The 20,708-nt window shown below is 66.6% G+C and carries 21 protein-coding genes; 11 read left to right on the top strand and 10 right to left on the bottom strand.

What is annotated here, in order from left to right; genetic code table 11:
* Positions 1-23 precede the first annotated feature (23 nt).
* Positions 24-1,238 carry a polyhydroxyalkanoate depolymerase gene (locus tag AXW83_RS26050; protein ID WP_066619374.1) on the top strand — a complete coding sequence of 405 codons (1,215 nt, stop codon included), beginning with the start codon at positions 24-26 and terminating at the stop codon, positions 1,236-1,238.
* Positions 1,239-1,251: 13 nt separating this feature from the next.
* On the opposite strand, the gene AXW83_RS27620 is transcribed toward AXW83_RS26050, so the two are convergent.
* Positions 1,252-1,404 (bottom strand): hypothetical protein, encoded by a 153-nt coding sequence (locus AXW83_RS27620; protein ID WP_168166159.1) that lies wholly within the window; start codon positions 1,402-1,404, stop codon positions 1,252-1,254.
* A gap of 240 nt (positions 1,405-1,644) precedes the next feature.
* Between AXW83_RS27620 and AXW83_RS26045 the strand changes: the two genes are divergently transcribed.
* Positions 1,645-2,133 carry a pyridoxamine 5'-phosphate oxidase family protein gene (locus tag AXW83_RS26045; RefSeq protein ID WP_066619368.1) on the top strand — a complete coding sequence of 163 codons (489 nt, stop codon included), beginning with the start codon at positions 1,645-1,647 and terminating at the stop codon, positions 2,131-2,133.
* A 14-nt stretch (positions 2,134-2,147) separates the two neighbouring features.
* Here the strand turns inward: AXW83_RS26045 and AXW83_RS26040 are convergent, their stop codons facing one another.
* From AXW83_RS26040 to AXW83_RS26025, 4 genes are all read right to left on the bottom strand, one after another.
* Positions 2,148-2,828 (bottom strand): phosphatase PAP2 family protein, encoded by a 681-nt coding sequence (locus AXW83_RS26040; RefSeq protein WP_066619365.1) that lies wholly within the window; start codon positions 2,826-2,828, stop codon positions 2,148-2,150.
* A 65-nt stretch (positions 2,829-2,893) separates the two neighbouring features.
* Positions 2,894-3,826 (bottom strand): diacylglycerol/lipid kinase family protein, encoded by a 933-nt coding sequence (locus AXW83_RS26035; RefSeq protein WP_082767413.1) that lies wholly within the window; start codon positions 3,824-3,826, stop codon positions 2,894-2,896.
* Between the two features lie 27 nt (positions 3,827-3,853).
* Positions 3,854-4,750 carry a transglutaminase-like domain-containing protein gene (locus AXW83_RS26030; RefSeq protein WP_066619361.1) on the bottom strand — a complete coding sequence of 299 codons (897 nt, stop codon included), beginning with the start codon at positions 4,748-4,750 and terminating at the stop codon, positions 3,854-3,856.
* Between the two features lie 245 nt (positions 4,751-4,995).
* The gene (locus tag AXW83_RS26025) at positions 4,996-5,373 is read right to left on the bottom strand and encodes a PRC-barrel domain-containing protein (protein WP_066619359.1); all 378 of its coding nucleotides are present in this window, start codon (positions 5,371-5,373) and stop codon (positions 4,996-4,998) included.
* A gap of 246 nt (positions 5,374-5,619) precedes the next feature.
* Between AXW83_RS26025 and AXW83_RS26020 the strand changes: the two genes are divergently transcribed.
* The gene (locus tag AXW83_RS26020) at positions 5,620-5,883 is read left to right on the top strand and encodes a glycine zipper domain-containing protein (RefSeq protein WP_066619358.1); all 264 of its coding nucleotides are present in this window, start codon (positions 5,620-5,622) and stop codon (positions 5,881-5,883) included.
* Positions 5,884-5,943: 60 nt separating this feature from the next.
* On the opposite strand, the gene hutC is transcribed toward AXW83_RS26020, so the two are convergent.
* Together hutC and AXW83_RS26010 are read right to left on the bottom strand one after the other, a co-directional pair.
* Positions 5,944-6,699: a histidine utilization repressor gene (gene hutC / locus AXW83_RS26015; RefSeq protein WP_168166158.1), complete on the bottom strand. Its 756-nt coding sequence runs from the start codon at positions 6,697-6,699 to the stop codon at positions 5,944-5,946.
* 11 nt (positions 6,700-6,710) lie between these two features.
* Positions 6,711-8,078 carry a formimidoylglutamate deiminase gene (locus AXW83_RS26010; RefSeq protein WP_066619354.1) on the bottom strand — a complete coding sequence of 456 codons (1,368 nt, stop codon included), beginning with the start codon at positions 8,076-8,078 and terminating at the stop codon, positions 6,711-6,713.
* 100 nt (positions 8,079-8,178) lie between these two features.
* On the opposite strand from AXW83_RS26010, the gene hutI reads away from it, so the two are divergent.
* The 5 genes from hutI to AXW83_RS25985 all read left to right on the top strand — a co-directional run bounded on the left by hutI (position 8,179) and on the right by AXW83_RS25985 (position 14,239).
* Entirely contained in the window at positions 8,179-9,402 is a 1,224-nt protein-coding gene (gene hutI / locus AXW83_RS26005; protein WP_066619351.1) for an imidazolonepropionase, read from the top strand.
* Positions 9,399-10,934, top strand: coding sequence for a histidine ammonia-lyase (gene hutH, locus AXW83_RS26000; protein ID WP_066619349.1), 1,536 nt, complete (start codon positions 9,399-9,401; stop codon positions 10,932-10,934). The genes hutI and hutH overlap by 4 nt, the downstream gene beginning before the upstream one ends.
* A 247-nt stretch (positions 10,935-11,181) precedes the next feature.
* Entirely contained in the window at positions 11,182-11,988 is an 807-nt protein-coding gene (gene hutG, locus AXW83_RS25995; RefSeq protein ID WP_066619345.1) for an N-formylglutamate deformylase, read from the top strand.
* Positions 11,985-13,652: a urocanate hydratase gene (gene hutU / locus AXW83_RS25990; RefSeq protein WP_066619342.1), complete on the top strand. Its 1,668-nt coding sequence runs from the start codon at positions 11,985-11,987 to the stop codon at positions 13,650-13,652. Before hutG ends, hutU begins: the two co-directional genes overlap by 4 nt.
* Positions 13,653-13,687: 35 nt before the next feature.
* Entirely contained in the window at positions 13,688-14,239 is a 552-nt protein-coding gene (locus tag AXW83_RS25985) for a HutD/Ves family protein (protein WP_082767552.1), read from the top strand.
* An 81-nt stretch (positions 14,240-14,320) separates the two neighbouring features.
* Here the strand turns inward: AXW83_RS25985 and AXW83_RS25980 are convergent, their stop codons facing one another.
* From AXW83_RS25980 to AXW83_RS25970, 3 genes are all read right to left on the bottom strand, one after another.
* Complete coding sequence (locus AXW83_RS25980) at positions 14,321-15,106, bottom strand: ABC transporter ATP-binding protein (protein ID WP_066621317.1); 786 nt, start codon at positions 15,104-15,106, stop codon at positions 14,321-14,323.
* On the bottom strand, positions 15,103-15,876 hold the full coding sequence (locus AXW83_RS25975; protein ID WP_066621314.1) for an ABC transporter permease: 774 nt from the start codon (positions 15,874-15,876) through the stop codon (positions 15,103-15,105). The genes AXW83_RS25980 and AXW83_RS25975 overlap by 4 nt, the downstream gene beginning before the upstream one ends.
* A gap of 145 nt (positions 15,877-16,021) precedes the next feature.
* On the bottom strand, positions 16,022-16,981 hold the full coding sequence (locus AXW83_RS25970; protein WP_442855260.1) for an ABC transporter substrate-binding protein: 960 nt from the start codon (positions 16,979-16,981) through the stop codon (positions 16,022-16,024).
* A gap of 251 nt (positions 16,982-17,232) precedes the next feature.
* Between AXW83_RS25970 and AXW83_RS25965 the strand changes: the two genes are divergently transcribed.
* From AXW83_RS25965 to nudC, 3 genes are read left to right on the top strand one after another with little or no spacing between them, the layout of a single operon-like run.
* The gene (locus AXW83_RS25965) at positions 17,233-18,789 is read left to right on the top strand and encodes an acetolactate synthase large subunit (RefSeq protein ID WP_066619337.1); all 1,557 of its coding nucleotides are present in this window, start codon (positions 17,233-17,235) and stop codon (positions 18,787-18,789) included.
* A gap of 29 nt (positions 18,790-18,818) precedes the next feature.
* Positions 18,819-19,706 carry a 3-hydroxyisobutyrate dehydrogenase gene (mmsB, locus tag AXW83_RS25960; protein WP_066619335.1) on the top strand — a complete coding sequence of 296 codons (888 nt, stop codon included), beginning with the start codon at positions 18,819-18,821 and terminating at the stop codon, positions 19,704-19,706.
* Positions 19,707-19,747: 41 nt separating this feature from the next.
* The gene (gene nudC, locus AXW83_RS25955; RefSeq protein ID WP_066619333.1) at positions 19,748-20,704 is read left to right on the top strand and encodes an NAD(+) diphosphatase; all 957 of its coding nucleotides are present in this window, start codon (positions 19,748-19,750) and stop codon (positions 20,702-20,704) included.
* The last annotated feature ends 4 nt before the right edge of the window (positions 20,705-20,708 follow it).

Raw genomic sequence — 20,708 nt, 5'->3', positions numbered from 1 at the left:
TGTCGTCTCGAGGTCGTACGCCGATGCTCTACGCTGCCTACCAGGCCCAGTCCGACCTGATGAACCCTGCCCGCATGATGGCCCAGGCCGCGCTGACGGCGCTGGGCGCCAAGGCGATCATGGGGCAGCCGGTCGATATCCGGGCCGCTTCCGCCGCCTATGAGATGGTGGCGCGGGCCGGCCTGACGCATGAGCGGCCGCCCTATGCGATCGACAGCGTCAGGGATGGCAACCGCGATGCCGCCGTCACCGAAGAGGTCACGCTCGCGCTGCCTTTCGGCAGCCTGCTGCGATTCCGAAAGGACAGCGAGGCACCGCAAGCAAAGGTGCTCGTCGTCGCGCCGATGTCGGGCCATTTCGCGACGCTGCTGCGCAACACGGTCGCGACCCTGCTGCGCGACCACGACGTCTACATCACCGACTGGCACAATGCCCGCGACGTCAGCCTCGAGGCCGGCCCGTTCGGCTATGACGACTATGTCGATACGCTGATCGCCTTCATCGAAAAGCTCGGCCCCGACACGCATGTCGTGGCGGTGTGCCAGCCCTGCGTGCAGGTTCTTACCGCCGCTGCCGTGATGGCGCAGGCCAACAGTGCGTTCCAGCCGCGCAGCATGACCCTGATGGCCGGGCCGGTGGACACGCGGATCAATCCAACGGCGGTCAACAAGCTCGCCAGCGACAAGCCGATCGCGTGGTTCCGCAAGAACCTGATCCATACGGTGCCGTCGCGCTATCCCGGCGGCGGACGCAAGGTCTATCCGGGCTTCATCCAGCTCGGCGCCTTCCTGGCGATGAACATGCAGCGGCACGTCAATGCCCATATCGACATGTTCACCCATCTCGCCACCGGCGAGACCGAACAGGCCGAAACGATCAAGAAATTCTACGACGAGTATTTCGCGGTGCTGGACCTGCCGGCCGAGTTCTATCTCGAAACCGTGCAGTGGATCTTCCAGGAGGCCCGGCTTGCGGCCGGGACGCTGACCTACCGCGGCGAAAAGGTCGATTGCGGGGCGATCAGGAAGACCGCGCTGCTGACGGTCGAGGGCGAGCGCGACGACATCTGCGCGCTCGGCCAGACCTCCGCGGCGCATGACCTGTGCAGTGGGCTGAAGCCGTTCCGCAAGCGCCACCACATGCAGGCCGGTGTCGGCCATTATGGGGTGTTCTCGGGTCGGAAATGGGACGGCCAGATCTACCCGATCGTTCGCAACATGATCCTGGCCAACAGCTGAACTGCGCGTCGGCTCACTTCTCCTTGATCGAGAGCCCGTTCTTCCCGACCGATATCTCGACGCCCTCGGGCTGCTTCTTTTCTTGGTAGAGCGCATAGCCGGTGGCGGCGAGCCCCGCGACGAGAACGACGACGAGGGCGATCAGCAGGTTACGCGAGGCGAGCATCAATGGGTCCTTGGACTAGGCACCGCCCATAGCGGCGGCCGGCCCATAACCCTTCGCACCGCAGAATGTTCCAGGGCCGACGCTCGATTTGCCAAAATGCCGAACCGGCGGATCGCGATGAAGGCCGGCCGGCGGCGCTGATCACCCGTTACGCAAGGAGCGGGAACGGGACGATACGACACGGCGTTATCCTTTCGCCGCCAGTCGCGTTACGATCGTTTCTTCGCCAGGAGGACACCCATGCACGATCGCGACATTCAACAGCGGATCTGGACGGCGCTCGAAACACAGCCGGTGTGCATGGTCTCCGCCTTCGTCGCCGGCGAGATCAGCACCCGCCCGATGTCGGGCCATGTCGACCGCGAAAACCATCGCATTCTGTTCGTTGCGCATCGCCATGGCGGCAAGCTCGAGGAGGCCGTCCGGTCGGGCCATATCTCGATCGCGATCAGCCAGGAGGATCGCAACTTCTACGCAGCGATCGCATGCGAGCCGGCCGAACTCGACGACCGCGAGTTGCTGAACCGGATCTGGACGCCGATGGCCAGCGCCTGGTTTCCAGGCGGACCCGGCGACCCCGATGCGGCGCTGCTGGCGCTGACTCCGGTTTCGGCCGAGATCTGGGACGGCCCGTCGAGCAGCGTGGTGATCGCCTTCAAGCTCGCGACCGCACGCATTCTCGGCAGACCCGCCGATCTCGGCGTCAACGCCACGATCGACATGCGCTGAGGCGGAGCGGCGCGTCAGCCGCTTACGGCGATGCCTGCGTTCGGCGGCTCGGCTGCCGCCATCTTCCGGCCGAGCCAGGCGATGGCGACGCTGGACCAGGCGATGCCAAGGCACCAGCCCGCGATGACGTCGGTGGGCCAGTGCACGCCGAGATAGATGCGGCTCACGCCGATCAGGACGATCATCGTCCAGGCCAGGATCATGCAGAGCCGGGTTATGTCCTTGCGCTGCGAGGCGAGTCCGATGAAGCCCGCGATGCTGAGCAGCGTCACGGCCGACAAAAAAGCGTGACCGCTGGGAAAGCTTGCGGTGAAGGTCAGCGCCGTATGCTCGACGATATCGGGCCGCTGACGACCGACCAGGATCTTCAGTCCCGTGCTGACGGCGGTCGCAGCGAGGACACTGACCGCCAGCCCGATCGCGAGATGGTGGAAGCGGCACAGCCACAAGGTGAGGCTTGCTGCGATCGTCATCATGCCGAGACCGACGAAGCTGCCAAGTGCGGTGACGTCGCGCATGGCCTCACGCAACCAGGGTGGGCCGAGCGGCGTCGAGGGGTCTCCGGTCACGCGCAGCAGGAGCACGAGGCTCGTATCGAAGGCAAAGCTGCGCCCGGACGCGATGAACAGGGCTAGTCCGACGAAGGCGAGGCCGGCGGCGAGCGGAATGAGTATGCGTGGTTTCAGCGACGACATCGTGGTTCCGGCGGATTCGGCTGCGCTGGAGATAAGGCCGGCGCGGCGCGTGTCAAATCGCTCGGTCAGATCGCCTGTGGACGCGCCGCGATAACACGGATCGCTTTCGGCAGCAGACGGTAGGCCAGCGTTCCGGCCTTGCGCTCGACCTCGCCGTCGAACGTAACATGGCCACGGCGCTTGTCGCGGCGCGTCAAGGTGATCTCCTCGCCGGTGAAGGATTCGAGATTGGTCGATTCCTTCCATTTGCCCGAGACGACCGAAAGCGCCGCCTTGCATCGCGAATAGAGCCCACCGGCATTCAAGATGTGGACTTCGAAGACGCCGCCATCGAGCCGGGAGCGGCGCCATTCGGGACCGTCGAAGCTGTTGATCGTGACCAGCACGGCGTCCGCCTCGACGACGCGCTGCTCGTCTCCGATACGGATATCGACGGTTATCGCGCGGGTGAAGAGGATCGAACGCGTCGCGGCGAAGACGAAGGCCACCGCGCGGCTGAACGGAAAGCGCCGGCGAGCCTGTTCGCGCTCGCGCGCCATCAGGCTGAAGAAGCCCAAGCCAGAAATCGAATGAAACAAGCGGTCGTTGACGCGCCCGATATCCATCGTCACCGGCTCGCCCTGGCACAGCGCCTCGATCTGGAATTCGAGCGTTCCATGCAGGCCAAGATCGCGGCCGAGCACGTTGACGGTGCCGAGCGGCAAGATGCCGACCGACCGGTCGGCGCTCATCAGGATGGGCAGAACGCCGTTGATCGTCCCGTCACCACCGGCGATCACCGGGATCGCGTCGGCATCCTCGATCGCCAGTGCGAGCGCGTCGTCGATCTCTCGGGGATGCACGAGCCTGACCGCCGCCGCGCAGCCATGAGCCTCGAAAGCCGCCGCGATGCGCGCTTCGAACGCTTCCGCGCCCGCCTCGAGGACAGTGCCGGCGCGGGCGTTGACGATGACGGTGTAACGCATGAGTGGAGGCGACATGACTTTCAGCGGAGCCATGGTTGAAGCCCGAAACCCACCCCGCGTCTAGAGGCCTCGGGCCATCGACTGCTCGTGCTGGGCACGACCGGCCGTCGCCATGGCGAGATCGGGAGCGGTCTCCTCGACCTCTTCGGTGATGACCTCGAAGCGCTGCAGTCCATGCGGGCCGAAGGAGTTCAGCATGGCGACATCGGTGGCATCCCGTCCCCTGGCGATCACGACGCGGCCGATGCGGGGCTCGTTATGCCTTGCATCGAAAGTGTACCAGCGACCGCCGAGGAAGACCTCGAACCAGGCGTTGAAATCCATCGGCGCCGGATCCTTTGGCACGCCGATATCCCCGAGATAGCCGTTGCAGTAGCGCGCCGGGATGTTCATGCACCGGCAAAGCGCGACGGCGAGATGGGCGAAGTCACGGCAGACGCCGACGCGCTCTTCGAACGCCTCGGCGGCGGTGCGGGTGCTGCGGGCGAAATTGTAACCGAAGGTGAGGTGGTTGTGGACGAAATCCACCACCGCCTGAATGCGCTGCCAGCCCGGCTCGATATGCCCGAAGAGGTTCCAGGCCCGGGCGGAGAGTTTGTCGGTCTCGCAGTAGCGGCTTCCCAACAGATAGACGAGCGCCTCTTCCGGCAGGCGCGAAGGCGGAACCTCCCCAGCGTGTGGGTGCACCGGATCATGCTCGCCGGAATCGTAGATGATTCCTTCCGCTTGCAGACTGACTCCGCCGACGGGCGCGATCAGCCTGCGGCAGATGTTGCCGAACTGGTCGAGGTACTGCGTCACAGGCACCTGCACCGAGGGATCGAACAGCGACGTGGCGACCATGTCGTCGGGCTGCGTCAGGTCGTGACGGCGCGACGGATGAACGTCGAGCAGGGTGATCAGCGGGAGTTCCTGCTGGCAGACGAGTTCGATGCGATAGCCGTAGCGAATCTGCATGGCATTCCTCCGGTGTCCCTGGCATCGCCTGGGCCGATGACCGGCAGTATCCGGGTCGGCCGTTCACGATGCGGTTTGCGGGTGTGATCGGGTCAGGCTGTAAAAGCCGGTCTGGATGACTTGACGCGCATCCCCGGCCTTAGGTTCCGCACAAAAAGAAGATGCGGGCCTTTCGGCCCGCATCCCGCCGCCACGACGGTTCGGCTGGGGGGATAGCAACCGCCGCGACCTGCGTTCGGGCAGCCCTACATCATCCAGTAGGGCATCGTTCCATAGTAGTCATGGACACGCTTGCCATAAGCCTTGTCGTCCCAGTCGGGCTCGCCCTCGCTGTCATACATCGGGGCGGCCTCGAGCTTCTCCTTGGTCAGGGGAACGATATACCCGCCGCGATCCGTGTCGTAGTCGAGCACGCTCCACGGGATGGGATGATACTTCTCGCCAAGTCCCAAAAAGCCGCCAAACGACATGATGGCGTAGGCGACTTTGCCGGACTGCTTGTCGAGCATGACGTCGTAGATCTCTCCGAGATGATCGCCCGCCGCGTTATAGACATCGGTGCCGGCGACACGGGCTCCGGCGATCAGCGGATTGGATGACATAGCCATCGTTTGTGCGGTCATGTGAGTTCCTCCGAACGGGCTGCGGTCTGGTCCACCGCATCATCGGGGGAAGAACGTAGCATCCCCCGCTAAAGTTCCGCCGCGATGCCATCGAAATCGAGCATCTGTCGACGGCGGAATTCGCGCATCGGGCATGGTGGTAGCCGGCATTCAGCTGGCCTTCAGATGCAGCAGCGGAACCTTCTGCGTGCCGGCCGGTTCTGAGCACAGGTTCACGACCGCTCACCCGGCTCCAAGGAGAACACCATGAAGAAGATCCTCATTCTCGCCGCCCTCGCCGCGTCCCTCGGCGCCTGCACCCAGCGCGAGCAGAATACCGGGACAGGAGCGCTCGTCGGCGCGGGCGCCGGCGCCGTCGTCGGCGGCCTTGCCACGGGGCGCGCAGGCGGCGCCCTTGCCGGTGCGGCCATCGGTGGCGCAGGCGGCGCCATCATCGGCAATGCCACGACGCCCGATCAGGTGTGCTATGATCGCGATGCGTATGGCCGACGGATCCGCTACGCCTGCTGATCGACCCGATCGACGAACATCGGGCCCGTCTCCCGCAAGGGAGGCGGGCTTTTTCTTGTCTCAAACTTGGCCGTATGGCCCGAAGCGGCCGACGAAGCGGTGGCGCGTGCCGGGATAGAGCAGACGCACCGCCGTGACGGGGGCGTCCTGGTTCCAGGTCCGGCGCTCGACCAGCAGGCAGGGCTCGCCGGGCGCGATCGCAAGCAGCTGTGCCTCCGCGCTATCGGCCGCGACCGCGCTGATGGCATGCTCGGCCTGCGACCAGAGGCTGTTCTGCAGCAGCCAGTCGCCCGGCGGCGTCGCCGCGAAGCGTTCCTGCGCTGCCGCCGGCACGGTCGCGAGGTGGATCACCCGCTCCTCCAGGACGTGCGGGCAACCGCCGCTCCTGTGCAGGGCGCCGAGGTGGACGATGTTGTCGCTTCGCTTCAGTCCAAACCTCAATGCGACCTCCGCGGTCGGACGCCCGTCACGTCGCGATAGAACATCAAAGGCGTAAGCCTGCCCCAGCCGCCTGACCTCGTCGGGGATCGAGAGAATGTCGAGCATGGCGTGGCTTGCCGGCGGGCTCGCGACGATGGTGCCGGAGCGGCGGCGGCGGGTGATCAGACCCTCGCGGGCAAGCTGGACCAAGGCGCGGTGCACCGTCATGCGGGAGGCGCCGAGCTGCTCCATCAGCGCGTGCTCGGGCGGGACCGCGGTTCCGGGCGTCCAGGCACCGCCGAGGATAAGGTCGCGGATGGCGCGGCGGATCTGGTCGTAAAGCGGACCCGCGCCATCGAGCCTCACCGCATCCAGCCTGGTTTCTGACATGGTCATCGCCGCCGCCATCAGCCGAGCAGTTTCCGCATCGTCCTGGCGAAACGCGTCCTGACCTGCTCGCGGGCCTGATGCCGCCCATCCGCGACAAGGCGCCGACCACCGACGAAGACCGCGTGCAGCGGCATTGCGTTGGTCGCGAAAATCGCGCTGTCGAGAGCGATCTCGCCAGATTTGCCGAGCAGCACCGGATGCTCCGCATCCAGCGTGACGAGATCGGCCCGACAGCCCGGCGCGATCTGCCCGATCGCGCGGCCGCAGGCCTGCGCACCGCCGGCACAGGCGGTCTGCCAGAGCGCCGTTCCGGTCGATGCCCCACGGTCGGCCATCAGGGCACGGCCCCGGTCGCGCAGGCGTTGCGAGTATTCGAGCTGGCGCAATTCGGCGCCAGCATCGATCTGGATGTTGGAATCGCTGCCGATACCGAAGCGTCCGCCGGCCTCGCGATAGCGCACGCCATCGAAGATGCCGTCGCCGAGGCTCGATTCCGTGATCGGGCAAAGCCCCGCGACAGCGCCGCTGCGCGCGATGCCATCGCGCTCGGCAGCGGTCAGATGCGTAGCGTGGATCAGGCACCAGCGCTCTGCGAGTTCGGCATGCTCCATCAGCAATTCGATCGGCCGGCGCCCGGTGATCGTCAGGCTGTCCTCGACCTCGCGCATCTGCTCGGCGACATGGATATGGACCGGCGCATCCGGCCGCAGCGCCGAGACCCAGGCCAGATCATCGAGCGCGACGGCCCGCAGGGAATGCGGGGCGACGCCGAGCTTGGCATCCGGCAGGTCACGGAGCGCAATTGCGCTCGCTTCGAGCAGACGCTGATAGCTCTCGCGGTCGTTGACGAAGCGGCGCTGGCCGTGGACCGGGGGCGCCTCGCCGAAATTGCCGTAACGATAAAGCACCGGCAACAGCGTCAGCCCGAGCCCGGTCTCCGCCGCCGCAGCGGCAATCGCGGCCGCCATCGCAGCGATGTCGGCATAGGGGCGGCCGGCCGTGTCGTGATGGAGATAGTGGAACTCGGCGAGCGCGGTGAAGCCGCCCTCCAGCATCTCGACGAAGGCCTGTGCGGCGATGGCCTGGACGTCGTCGGGATCCAGCCTGTAGAGGAAACGGTACATCACCTCGCGCCAGGTCCAGAAGGAATCGTCGCTTTCGCCGCGCCGCTCGGACAGGCCCGCCATGCCGCGCTGGAAGGCGTGGCTGTGGAGGTTCGGCATACCCGGCAGCGTCAAGCCGGACAGGTGAAGTGCGGAAGCCGGAGCAGCCTCGCCGACCGTGACGGATACGATAGTCCCCGAATCGACCTCCAGCGTCACAGCCTTTGCGAAACCGCCGGGCAGCAAGGCCTCATCGAGGTGTAGTGTCGTCCGGGCGGTCATCGCGGCTCCTCACTCAATTGCATATGCAATTGACGGCTGCCATTTGCATATGCAATTGATCAACTTAATCGGATCGAGAGCAAAGTCGAGGGGTCGGATCATGACGGGGAAGCCGTTGCGCTGCGACAAGGTTTGGACCGGGGCGCGCCTCGCGACCATGTCCGCAGCCTCTCCCCTCCCCTATGGCGCGATCGAGGATGGTATCGTCGCGGCCCGAGACGGACGCATCGTCTGGGCCGGGCCGCGCAGCGAGGCCCCGGCGTTCGATCCGGCCGAGACGATCGATTGCGGCAGGCGCTGGATCACGCCGGGTCTGATCGATTGCCATACCCATCTCGTTTATGGTGGCGACCGCGCGCATGAATTCGAGCTGCGGCTGCAGGGCGCCAGCTACGAGGAGATCGCGCGGGCCGGCGGCGGCATCCTCTCGACCGTGAAGGCGACGCGCGCGGCGAGCGAGGCTGAGCTTTTCGCCAGCGCCGACAGGCGTTTGGCCGCGCTAATGGCCGAAGGCGTCACCACGGTCGAGATCAAATCGGGCTACGGGCTGGAGATGGATGCCGAGCTGAAGCAGCTCGCTGTCGCGCGCCGGCTCGGACGCGAGCGGCCGGTGACGGTTCGAACGACCTTCCTCGGCGCCCATGCCGTGCCGCCGGAATTCAAGGGCCGATCGGGCGACTATGCCGATCTCGTCGCCGGGCCGATGCTCGACGCCGTCGCCGCGCAGGGATTGGCGGATGCGGTCGATGTGTTCTGCGAGGGCATCGCCTTCTCGCCAGACGAGACCGCCCGCGTTTTCGCTGCCGCCAGAGCCAGGGGGCTCGCGATCAAGATCCATGCGGAGCAATTGTCCAATCTCGGCGGCGCCCGGCTGGCGGCCGAGATGGGCGCGCTCTCGGCCGACCATCTCGAATATCTCGACGAGGCGGGGGTGATCGCGATGGCGAAAGCCGGGACCGTCGCGGTGATCCTGCCCGGCGCCTTCTACTTCCTGCGCGAGACGCAGAGGCCGCCGATCGACCTGCTGCGCCGGCATGGCGTGCCGATCGCGCTGGCGACCGACGCCAATCCGGGCTCCTCGCCGCTGACCTCGCCGCTGCTGGTGATGAACATGGCCTGCACGCTGTTCCGACTGACCCCGGAGGAGGCGTTGGCCGGGCTGACGCGCCATGCCGCGCAGGCGCTCGGCCTCCAGGACCAGATCGGCACGCTGGAAGCCGGCAAGGCCTGCGACCTCGCGATCTGGGACATCGAACGCCCGGCCGAGCTGGCCTACCGCATCGGCTTCAACCCGCTTCACGCCCGCATCCGGAACGGACAATGACCGCACCTCTCCTGCTTTCTCCCGGCCATGCCGCACTGACGCTGTGGCGCGACGTGCTCGACGGAGCGTCCGTGGCACTCTCCGGCGACAGCGTGGCAGCCACCGCCGCGGCACAGCGGATCGTCGACGACATCGTCGCCGCGGGAACCGTGACCTATGGCGTCAACACCGGCTTCGGCAAGCTGGCCAGCGTCCGCATCGCCGACGCCGACCTCGCGACGCTCCAGCGCAACCTGATCCTGTCCCACGCAGTCGGGACCGGCGCTGCCCTGCCCGACAACGTGGTGCGGCTGATCCTCGCCATGAAGGCTGCGAGCCTGGCGCGCGGCGCCTCGGGTGTGCGGCCGGTCGTGGTCGAGGCGCTGCTCGGCGCGCTCGCGGCCGATGCGCTGCCGGCCGTGCCGGCCAAGGGCTCCGTCGGCGCCTCGGGCGATCTCGCGCCGCTGGCCCATCTCACCGCCGCGCTGATGGGCGTCGGCGAGATCAGGTTGAAGGGCGAGTTGCTGCCGGCAGCAGAGGCTCTCTCGAGGATCGGCCAGGCGCCGCTCGCGCTGGGTCCCAAGGAAGGGCTCGCGCTGATCAACGGCACGCAGGTCTCGACGTCGATCGCGCTCGCCGGACTCAATGCCATGGCCCGTGTCTTCGACGCCGCGCTCGTCGCCGGGGCCCTGTCGGTCGACGCGCTCAAGGGCTCCGACACTCCGTTCGATCCGCGCATCCAGCAGCTTCGCGGCCAGCCCGGCCAGATTCGCGTCGCCGCCATCCTGCTAGAACTTATCGCCGGCAGCGAAATCCGTGACAGCCACCGCTTCGGCGACAGCAAGGTGCAGGACCCGTATTCGCTGCGCTGCCAGCCGCAGGTGATGGGCGCGGTGCGCGACCTGCTGGCCAATGTCGCAGCGACGCTCGCGATCGAGGCCAATGCCGTCACCGACAACCCCCTGGTGCTGGGACCAGGCGAGGTCGTCTCGGGCGGGAATTTCCATGCCGAGCCGGTCGCCTTCGCGGCCGACATCCTGGCCATGGGACTGTGCGAGATCGGCAACCTTTCCGAGCGCAGGATCGCGCTGCTGGTGGATCCGGTGATGAGCGGCCTGCCGCCCTTCCTGGCACGCGATGCAGGGCTGAACTCGGGCTTCATGATCGCGCAGGTGACGGCGGCCGCGCTGGCGTCAGAGAACAAGCAGAAGGCTCACCCTGCATCAGTCGATACCATCCCAACCTCGGCCAATCAGGAAGACCATGTCTCGATGGCGACGCATGGCGCCTATCGCCTGCTCGACATGGCGGCCAATGCCGCGAGCATCATCGGCGTCGAGCTGATGGCTGCAGCCGAGGCGATCGAGCATCACCGGCCGATGAAGACGAGTCCCCGGCTGGAGCCGGTGCTGGCGCTGCTGCGTGGCAAGATCGCGCCGCTGACGGAGGACCGCTACCTCGCGCCCGATCTGGCTGCGGCGACGGAGCTGGTGCTGTCAGGGGCAATCGGGACGGCGGCGGAGCTGGATTGCTTTACGGAGTTGGGACAATGAGGCGCGCGAACCACGACGCGCGCCCTCTCCCACCCAACTCGGGCTTGCCCGAGTTGGGACTATTCCATTGCCAAAGTCGGCAACGGCCGACTTTGGTGCGGGAGAGGGCTGGGGTGAGGGGTCGGGCTGCCCTGTCGATCCTCATAACCGTGAAAAATTGGACGGGATTCGACCACCCCTCATCCGGCGCTTCGCGCCACCTTCTCCCGCAAGGGGAGAAGGGAAGGCGCACTGGAGTACGGGGCCTATGACCGACATCGTCACCATCACAAGCGGCACCTCCCCGCTGATCCTCTCCATGCCGCATCCCGGCACCGGCCTGCCGGCGGAGGTGCATGCCGCGCTGAACGAGACCGGCCGCGCCGTTCCCGACACCGACTGGCATATGCGCCAGCTCTATGCTTTTGCCGAACGCTTCGAGCCGACGATCGTCGAGGCGCAACTCTCGCGCTATGTCATCGACCTCAACCGCGACCCGTCCGGCGTCTCGCTCTATCCGGGACAGGCGACGACCGAACTCGTGCCGACCACGACCTTCGACGGCGAGGCGATCTGGGCGACAACGCCGGACACCGGGGAAATCGCACGGCGGCGCGAGGCCTATTTTCAACCCTATCACGACGCGCTCGAAGCCGAGATCGCGCGGGTGAGGGCGGCCCATGGCTGGTGCCTGCTCTGGGATTGCCATTCGATCAAATCGGTCATCCCGCGCCTGTTTCCCGGCACGCTGCCGACGCTCAATCTTGGCACCAATTCGGGTGCCAGTTGCGCGCCGGCAGTCGAGGCCGCCGCCGTCGCTGCGATGGCCGGCCAATCCGTCACGCAGGTCGTCAACGGCCGCTTCAAGGGCGGCTGGATCACGCGGCATTACGGCCTCCCGCAGGATGGCGTCCACGCGATCCAGATGGAGATCGCGCTGTCGGCCTACCTGACCGCTGAAGCACCGCCCTGGAATTTCGACGGGGCCAAGGCCGCGACGCTGCAAGGCGCCCTCTCTCTTATCATCAAGGCTGCGCTGAACGCGGCCGCCACGCTCGACCGGAGCCCGTCATGACCCGCATCGACAACAGCCGCGTCATCCGCAGCCCGCATGGTTCGGAGCTTTCGGCAAAAAGCTGGCTGACCGAAGCGCCGCTGCGGATGCTGATGAACAATCTCGATCCCGACGTCGCCGAAAAGCCCGGCGAACTCGTGGTCTATGGCGGCATCGGGCGTGCGGCCCGGACCTGGGAGGATTTCGACCGGATCTGCGCGTCCCTGCGCTCACTCGAAGCCGACGAGACATTGCTGGTGCAGTCGGGCAAGCCGGTCGGCATTTTCCGGACGCATACGGACGCGCCGCGCGTGCTGATCGCGAATTCCAACCTCGTCCCCGCCTATGCCAACTGGGAGCATTTCCACGAGCTCGATAAGCTCGGGCTGATGATGTACGGCCAGATGACGGCCGGCTCCTGGATCTATATCGGCACGCAGGGCATCGTTCAGGGCACATACGAGACCTTCGTCGAGGTCGGCCGGCAGCATTTCGGCGGTTCGCTCAAGGGGAAATGGGTGCTCACCGGCGGGCTCGGCGGCATGGGCGGCGCGCAGCCGCTGGCCGCGACCATGGCCGGCGCCTCGATGATCGCGGTCGAGTGCAAGCCCTCCTCGATCGAGTTTCGCCTGCGCACCGGCTATCTCGACGAGAAGGCCGACAGCGTCGACGAGGCGCTCAAGATCATCGAGGCGGCTCACGCCAAAGGCAAGGCCGTCTCCGTCGGCGTACTCGGCAATGCCGCCGACGTGTTTCCCGACATGGTCCGTCGCGGCATCCGGCCCGATGTCGTCACCGACCAGACCTCGGCGCACGACCCGCTGAACGGCTATCTGCCAGCCGGCTGGACGCTTCAGGAGTGGGAGGAGCGCAAGGAGCGCGACCCGGCCGGCACCATCGAGGCAGCGAAGCAATCGATGGCAACGCATGTGCGGGCCATGCTCGATTTCCACCGGATGGGCGTGCCGACGCTCGATTACGGCAACAACATCCGCCAGATGGCCAAGGACATGGGCGTCGCGGACGCCTTCGACTTCCCGGGCTTCGTGCCGGCCTATATCCGGCCGCTGTTCTGCCGGGGCATCGGGCCGTTCCGCTGGGCGGCGCTATCGGGCGATCCGGAGGACATCTACCGCACCGACGCCAAGGTGAAGGAGCTGATGCCCGACGACGCGCATCTGCACAACTGGCTGGACATGGCGCGCGAGCGCATCAAGTTCCAGGGTCTGCCGGCGCGGATCTGCTGGGTAGGCCTCGGCGACCGGCACCGGCTGGGGCTGGCCTTCAACGAAATGGTGGCCAAGGGCGAACTCAAGGCGCCCGTCGTGATCGGCCGCGACCATCTCGATTCGGGCTCCGTCGCCTCGCCCAACCGCGAGACGGAGGCGATGAAGGACGGCTCGGACGCGGTCTCCGACTGGCCGCTGCTGAACGCGCTGCTCAACACGGCCTCGGGCGCGACCTGGGTCTCGTTGCATCATGGCGGCGGCGTCGGCATGGGTTATTCGCAGCATTCCGGCATCGTCATCGTCGCCGACGGCACCCCCGAGGCGGCCAAACGCCTGGAGCGCGTGCTCTGGAACGACCCGGCCACCGGCGTGATGCGCCATGCCGATGCGGGCTATGAAATCGCGGTGGATTGCGCGCGTGAAAAGGGCTTGAAGCTGCCGGGCATCCTGCGCTGACCATGCGCATCATCGCGCTTTCCGAATGCCGAACCATGCCGTGGAAGAACGGCGGCGGCAGCACGACCGAGATCGCCATTCACCCTCCCGGTGCGTCGCTCGACGAATTCGACTGGCGCATCTCGACCGCCCATGTCGGGCAGGACGGGCCGTTCTCGTCCTTCCCCGGCATCGACCGGACGCTCGCGGTGCTGAGCGGCATGGGCATCGCACTTGCGTTCGGGGACGGCGGAACGGTGCAGTTGAGCCCGAACTCGAAGCCCTGCGCTTTCGCCGGTGACCGGGCTGTCGAGGGCCGGCTCGTGGCTGGGCCGATCGACGACCTCAACGTGATGACGCGGCGCGGTCGTTGGCGGCACGACATGACACGGCTTGCCGGCCCCGGCCCGATCCATGTCGAACCGGGCGGCGACCTCATGGTGCTCGTCGCCCGCTCCGCCGGCTGGATGATCGTCGCAGGCCGTAAGCGCGAATACCTGGAAGCCGGCGACAGCGTCGTGCTGGAGCGTTCCGACCATGCGGTTCTGACCAGCGAAGGCGATGGCGAGGTCTTTGCGACTAATCTTTGGACCGACGGCAGCCGCTGAAAGCGGTGGGCGAGCTCGATCGAAGACGACGCCATAGTGCCGGGCGAGATTGCGCTCGCGACAGACCCGAACCACCCGCCTTCAATGCACCTCCGCCGCCAGCACCGCCTCGACCCTGATCTCCTCGACCAGGCGCTCTTTGAGCGCGACGAACTCCGGCGAGGTCTTGATGGTGTAGGGCCGCGGATGGGGCAGATCGACCCTGATGTCGGCCTTGATGCGGCCGGGCCTGGCGCTCATCACGACGACGCGCGAGGCCATGAAGATCGCTTCTTCGATGTCATGGGTCACGAAGAGCACGGTCTTCTGCTCGCGCTCCCATATGCCGAGCAGCATCTCCTGCATCAGGGCGCGGGTCTGGTTGTCGAGCGCTCCGAAAGGCTCGTCGAGCAGCAGGATTTTCGGGTCGTTGGCGAGCGCACGGGCGATCGCGGTGCGCTGCTGCATGCCGCCCGAGAGCTGTTTCGGGAAATGATCGATGAAGCTCGACAGGCCGACGCGGCCGGCCCAGTCACGGGCTAACTCCAGCCGTTCGCGCTCGGGCACGCCGCGTTCGCGCAGGCCGAAGGCAATGTTCTCGACCACCGTCAGCCAGGGGAAGAGGGTGTAGCTCTGGAAGACGAAGCCGCGATCGGCGCCCGGCCCGGTGACGGGCGCGCCGTCCAGCACGACCCTGCCCTCGCTCGCCGTCTCGAGCCCGCCGACGATGCGCAGCAGCGTGGACTTGCCGCAGCCGGACGGGCCGAGGATGGTGATGAAGTCGTTGTCTCCGACGCTCAGCGTCGTCGGCGTCAGGGCGCGCGTCGGCTGGCCGTGCGCTTGCGCCGGAAAGACCTTTCCGACGCCCTCGATGACCAGCTTGCTCATCGTTGCGCCCATGGAAACAGGCGCTGGTTGACCGCCTTGAAGAGGAAATCCGAGACCAGGCCGATCAGCCCGATGACGATGATGCCAAAGATGATCTGGCCGGTGTTGAGCAGCGCCTGGCTGTCGGTGATCATGTGGCCGATGCCGGAGGACGATCCGATCAGCTCGGCGACGATGACATAGGTCCAGGCCCAGCCCAGCACGAGGCGGAAGATTTCGGCGATCTCGGGCGCAGCATTGGGCAGGAGCACGCGGCGCACCACGGAGGTGTCGCTCGCACCCAGCGTATAGGCGGCGTCGACCAGATCGCGCCGGACCCCGCCGACCGCCACCGCGATCATCAGGATGAGCTGGAAGACTGAGCCGATGAAGATGACGAGCAGCTTCTGCGCCTCGCCGATGCCGGCCCAGAGGATCAGCAGCGGGATGAAGGCCGAGGCCGGCAGGTAGCGCGCAAACGACACGAAGGGCTCCAGGAACGCCTCAATGGGCTTGTAGGCGCCCATCAGAATGCCCAACGGCAAGGCGACGACGACCGCCAGCACGAAGCCGCCGACGACGCGCCAGATCGTCATGCCGATGTCGAAAGCGAAGCCGTATTGCGTGAGCAGGCTGTAGCCTTCGCGGACCATGGTCAGCGGATCGGCGAGGAACAGCTTTTGAACATAGCCGCCGAAGGTCGCGACCGACCAGAGCGCCACGAACAGCGCGAAGAAGGCGATGCCATAGGCGACGCGCGACGGCGCGGAGACCGGCTGGAGGGGTTTCATCGTCATCACATCCGCGCCGTCATCCCGGACAAGCTGCGCAGCAGCGCCGATCCGGGATGCATCATAGGGCGCGACAGAGCTCTACGATGGATCCCGGATCTCCGCTTCGCTGCGTCCGGGATGACGGCAGTGGGTTTCGGGAGCGTCAGTTGGAGGCGCCAACCACGTATTTGGTCTCGACCAGATCCTTCAGGTCCGGCTTGGACTTGATCAGGCCGATCTCCAAGAGCAGGTCGGCGGCCTTGGCCGAGAAGGCCTGCCACTCGCCGGAGAAGAACGTCTTGTTGCCGGCCGCATCCGACCAGCGCAGGAAGGCTGCCGATTTGCCGAAGGCCTCGCCGGTCTGCTTCACATCGGCGCCCATGATGCCGAAGGCCTTGTCCTTGTCGGCCTTGATCATCTCCAGAGCCTCGAAATAGCTCTTGGTCAGCGCTTTTGCAGCATCGTCGTTGGCGGCAAGGAAGGCCGGGGTGCAGCCGAAGGTGTCCATCACCATCGGATAGTCGAGCGTTGTGGCGATGATCTTGCCGGCTTCGGGCTTGTCACGCACGGCGGAGAGATAGGGCTCGTAGGTCAGCGCCGCGTCGTTCTGGCCGGCGATGAAGGCCTGCGCCGCCGGGCCGGGCTCCATGTTGACGACGGTCACGTCCTTCACCGACATGCCGTTTTCCTTGAGGAACCAGGCCAGGGCGAAATAGGGCGAGGTGCCCGGCGCCGAGGCTGCGACGGTCTTGCCCTTGAGGTCCTTGATCGAGGCGGTGGCGTTGCGCGTCACCATGCCGTCGGCGCCGTAGCTCTTGTCGAGCTGGAAGATCTGCTTGGTCTTGATGCCGGCACCGTCCCAGACGATCCAGGTCTCGACGGTGGTCGCGGCACACTGGATGTCGCCGGACGCCATGGCGAGGTGCCGGTCCTTCTGCGGGATTTTCTTGATCGTCACGTCGAGGCCATTCTTGGCGAAGATGCCGGCCTCCTTGGCGAGCGTCAGGGGCGCGAAGCCGGTCCAGCCGGAAATCCCGATAGCGACCTTGGTCTGCGCCTGCGCGGCGCCGGCCACGATGATGCCGGCGAGGCCGACGCCTGCCAATGCCGCGAAACGCTTCAAAGCCGTCATGGTAAAAACCTTCCCCTGGGTGATGTCGCATCGCTCGCGATGAGCGTCGCAGCGCATGGGACGCGCAGATGCAACCTTCGTTCCAAGCGAGGGTAAATGCATATGCAAATCCGTCAAGGCGTGGATCAGCGTTCTGAACGGAGACGATGAATTTCTCTCGTTTGACAGCGGGAGGAACATGACCTTCCCTTTCGCCGCCCGCGCGCGGCGCTTTTGTTTTCCAACTCCCAAGGACTGCCCGAATGAATGGCGCCGACCGCCTCTGCGACACGCTTCTCGCCAACGATGTCGATGTCTGCTTCGCCAACCCCGGCACGTCGGAAATGCATTTCGTCGCGGCGCTCGACCGCAAGCCACAGATGCGCTGCGTGCTCGGGCTGTTCGAGGGCGTGGTGACGGGGGCGGCGGACGGCTATGCGCGTATGGCGGACAAGCCGGCGGCGACGTTGCTGCATTGCGGGCCGGGCATGGCGAATGCGCTGGCCAACATGCACAATGCCAGGCGCGCCTGGACGCCGATGATCAATGTCGTCGGCGACCACGCGACCTATCATCTCCAGCACGATGCGCCGCTGACCAGCGACATCGAGAGCCTGGCGCGGCCGATGTCGCAATTCGTGCGCCGGATCGCGAGCCCGGAGGATGTCGGACCCGCGATCGGCGAGGCCTATGCCGCTTCGCTGTCGCTGCCGGGCGTCAGCACCGTGATCCTGCCGGCCGATTGCGCCTGGGGCAGCGTCGAGCCGGCGGAGGTTGTCGCGACGAAGGTTCCGGCTCTGAAAACGGTCGAGGATGCGACGCTGCGCGAGGTCGCAGCCGCCCTGCGCAAGCATGGCAACCGGGCCGCCCTGATGATGTCGGGCCTGTCGCTTCGGGAAGAGCCGATGGAGATGGCGGCCCGCATCTGTGCCGTCACCGGCGCCCGCATGTTCGGGCAGATGTCGAACGGCCGGATCGCGCGCGGCGTCGGGCGCGTGGCGCTGCCGAAGGTGTTCTACCCGGTAGACATGGCGCTGGAGCAGCTCAAGGACATCGACCTGCTCGTGCTGGTGGGTGCGCAGATTCCGGTCGGCTTCTTCGCCTATCCGGGCAAGCCCGGCCGGCTCGTGCATGATGGCTGCGCGATCACCACGCTGGCCAGGCCCGGCGATGATCTGCCGGCTGCCATCGCGGCGCTGGCGGACGAACTTGGCGCGCGCAAGGCCGAGCCCGCCTTCATCGCGCAGCCCCGGGCCGAGGCGGGCGCCCTGCCCTCGGGCACGCTCGACGCCGACAAGGTCTGCACCATCGTGGCGACGCTGCTGCCGGAGAACAGCATCATCTGCGACGAATCCGTCAGCTCCGGCCGCGTCTTCTATCAGCAGTGTCACGACGCGCCGCCGCACGACTATCTGCAGCTCACGGGCGGGGCGATCGGCGAGGGCATTCCGTTGTGTGTCGGCGCCGCCGTCGCCTGCCCCGACCGCAAGGTCATCGGCATGCAGGCCGACGGCTCGGGCATGTATACGGTGCAGGGGCTGTGGACGCAGGCGCGCGAGAACCTCGACGTCGTCACGGTGATTTTCGCCAACCGCACCTACGCGATTCTTCACGGCGAAATGCGCGCGGTCGGGGTTAATGATTTCGGCCGCAACGCCAAGCTGATGCTCAATCTCGACGAGCCGGCTCTCGACTGGGTCGCGATGGCACGCGGCATGGGCGTGGAGGCGGGACGCGCGACCACTGCCGAGGACTTCGCCAAGCTGTTCAAGGATGCGCTCTCGCGAAAGGGGCCCTTCCTGATCGAGGCGGTGATCTAGAGGCAGGATATCGAAAGGAGAGAAGGACCATGGCCATCATCGCTTTCATCGGGCTGGGGAATATGGGCGGGCCAATGGCCGGCAACCTCAGGAAGGCGGGCCATGAGGTGCGCGCCTTCGACCTGTCGCAGGTCTCGAAGGACGCCGCCGCGGAACTCGGCGTCGGCATCGCGGGGTCGGCAAGGGAGGCCGTCGCGGAGGCCGAGATCGTCGTCACCATGCTGCCTGCGGGCAAGCATGTGCTCGCGGTCTGGGCCGATATCCTGCCCGAGATCAGGCCGGGTACGCTGCTGATCGATTCCTCGACGATCGACGTCGACAGCGCCCGCAAGGCCCATGCGATGGCCGGCGAGCGCGGCTGCCTGTCGCTCGACGCGCCAGTCTCCGGCGGCGTCGGCGGCGCCAAGGGCGCGACACTGACCTTCATGGTCGGCGGCTCGGAGGAGGCGTTCGCGCTCGGCCAGCCGGTGCTCGCCAGGATGGGCCGGCGTACCGTGCATTGCGGCGCGGCCGGCAACGGGCAGGCTGCGAAGATCTGCAACAATATGATTTTGGGCATCTCGATGATCGGCGTGTCGGAGGCCTTCGTGCTGGCCGAAAAGCTCGGCCTGTCGCACCAGTCGCTGTTCGACGTGGCCTCGACCTCGTCGGGCCAGTGCTGGTCGCTCAACACCTATTGCCCGGTTCCGGGCCCGGTGCCGACCTCGCCCGCCAACAACGACTACAAGGCCGGCTTCGCCTCCGCACTGATGCTGAAAGACCTGAAGCTCTCGCAGGAGGCGGCCCAGGCGGCCGGAGCCAGCACGCCGCTGGGCGCCGCCGCCGCCCAGCTTTACGGCATCCACAATGCATGGGGCGAGGGCGGGGCCGATTTCTCCGCCATCATCCACCTGCTGCGCGGGCGGCCGGAGGTCTGACGCGCTTGCGTGGTTGCGCCTCGAACCGGTAGGACGGCAGCATGAACGATATCTCCCGCCGCCCCGAACGCTCGGCCCTGACCGGCTTCGCCACCAGCACGCTCGATCGCAGGGCCGATCTGCGCGACAAGCCCGATGCGGTCGCGGCTCTGCGGCACCGATCGGATACGCGCCTCACCGTCGTCGCCGGCGAGACGCCGGTGCTGAAGCGGCTCGATGACGAGACGCAGACGGTCTGGTTCAGCCATGGCGAGACCGAACTGCTGGGCGCGGGGCTGGAAGAAGCCTTTCTCGGGCTGGCGCCCGACGGCGCGCCGCGCTTCGCCCGGCTGATCGACAAGTCTCTGGCCGAGCCGCTGCGCGAACGCCCGGAACTGCTGCTGACCGATCTGCGCTCCGTCGCGCTGAAGCGGCTCGTGCCCGACGATCAACTCGGGCCGCTCGGCGAGGGTAAGGCGCTGCTCGACTGGCATGCACGGCATCGCTTCTGCGCGCAGTGCGGCGGGCCGTCAGAACTCGGCTCGGCCGGCTGGAAGCGGCAATGCACCGCCTGCGGCGCCCAGCATTTCCCACGTACCGACCCGGTGGTGATCATGCTTGCGACGCGGGCTGAGAACTGCCTGCTGGCCCGGCAATCGCGCTTCGCGGCCGGCATGTATTCCTGCATCGCCGGCTTCATCGAGCCGGGCGAGACCTTCGAGGACGCAGTCCGTCGCGAGACCTGGGAGGAAGCGGGCCTGCGGACCGGCACCGTGCGCTACATCGCCTCGCAGCCCTGGCCGTTTCCGGGTTCGCTGATGATCGGCTGCATCGCCGAGGCCCTGAACGACGACATCGTGCTCGACGGCACGGAGCTGGAGGCCGGGCGCTGGTTCTCGCGCGCCGAGGCGTTGCAGATGCTGGAGGGCCAGCACCCCGACAACCTGTTCTGTCCGCCGCATATGGCGATCGCGAATACGTTGCTGAAGGCGTGGGCGGTCGAGGGGGAAGAGGCGTGACGCC

This window comes from Bosea sp. PAMC 26642 (genome assembly GCF_001562255.1).
Classification (GTDB): domain Bacteria; phylum Pseudomonadota; class Alphaproteobacteria; order Rhizobiales; family Beijerinckiaceae; genus Allobosea.
This window is presented reverse-complemented; position numbering and strand designations above follow the sequence as displayed.

Bases quoted from the DNA above. Each gene is read 5' to 3' on its own strand.
- AXW83_RS26050 (WP_066619374.1), top strand. From the start codon at position 24: ATGCTCTACGCTGCCTACCAGGCCCAGTCCGACCTGATGAACCCTGCC.
- AXW83_RS27620 (WP_168166159.1), bottom strand. From the start codon at position 1,404: ATGCTCGCCTCGCGTAACCTGCTGATCGCCCTCGTCGTCGTTCTCGTC.
- AXW83_RS26045 (WP_066619368.1), top strand. From the start codon at position 1,645: ATGCACGATCGCGACATTCAACAGCGGATCTGGACGGCGCTCGAAACA.
- AXW83_RS26040 (WP_066619365.1), bottom strand. From the start codon at position 2,828: ATGTCGTCGCTGAAACCACGCATACTCATTCCGCTCGCCGCCGGCCTC.
- AXW83_RS26035 (WP_082767413.1), bottom strand. From the start codon at position 3,826: ATGGCTCCGCTGAAAGTCATGTCGCCTCCACTCATGCGTTACACCGTC.
- AXW83_RS26030 (WP_066619361.1), bottom strand. From the start codon at position 4,750: ATGCAGATTCGCTACGGCTATCGCATCGAACTCGTCTGCCAGCAGGAA.
- AXW83_RS26025 (WP_066619359.1), bottom strand. From the start codon at position 5,373: ATGACCGCACAAACGATGGCTATGTCATCCAATCCGCTGATCGCCGGA.
- AXW83_RS26020 (WP_066619358.1), top strand. From the start codon at position 5,620: ATGAAGAAGATCCTCATTCTCGCCGCCCTCGCCGCGTCCCTCGGCGCC.
- hutC (WP_168166158.1), bottom strand. From the start codon at position 6,699: ATGACCATGTCAGAAACCAGGCTGGATGCGGTGAGGCTCGATGGCGCG.
- AXW83_RS26010 (WP_066619354.1), bottom strand. From the start codon at position 8,078: ATGACCGCCCGGACGACACTACACCTCGATGAGGCCTTGCTGCCCGGC.
- hutI (WP_066619351.1), top strand. From the start codon at position 8,179: ATGACGGGGAAGCCGTTGCGCTGCGACAAGGTTTGGACCGGGGCGCGC.
- hutH (WP_066619349.1), top strand. From the start codon at position 9,399: ATGACCGCACCTCTCCTGCTTTCTCCCGGCCATGCCGCACTGACGCTG.
- hutG (WP_066619345.1), top strand. From the start codon at position 11,182: ATGACCGACATCGTCACCATCACAAGCGGCACCTCCCCGCTGATCCTC.
- hutU (WP_066619342.1), top strand. From the start codon at position 11,985: ATGACCCGCATCGACAACAGCCGCGTCATCCGCAGCCCGCATGGTTCG.
- AXW83_RS25985 (WP_082767552.1), top strand. From the start codon at position 13,688: ATGCCGTGGAAGAACGGCGGCGGCAGCACGACCGAGATCGCCATTCAC.
- AXW83_RS25980 (WP_066621317.1), bottom strand. From the start codon at position 15,106: ATGAGCAAGCTGGTCATCGAGGGCGTCGGAAAGGTCTTTCCGGCGCAA.
- AXW83_RS25975 (WP_066621314.1), bottom strand. From the start codon at position 15,876: ATGAAACCCCTCCAGCCGGTCTCCGCGCCGTCGCGCGTCGCCTATGGC.
- AXW83_RS25965 (WP_066619337.1), top strand. From the start codon at position 17,233: ATGAATGGCGCCGACCGCCTCTGCGACACGCTTCTCGCCAACGATGTC.
- mmsB (WP_066619335.1), top strand. From the start codon at position 18,819: ATGGCCATCATCGCTTTCATCGGGCTGGGGAATATGGGCGGGCCAATG.
- nudC (WP_066619333.1), top strand. From the start codon at position 19,748: ATGAACGATATCTCCCGCCGCCCCGAACGCTCGGCCCTGACCGGCTTC.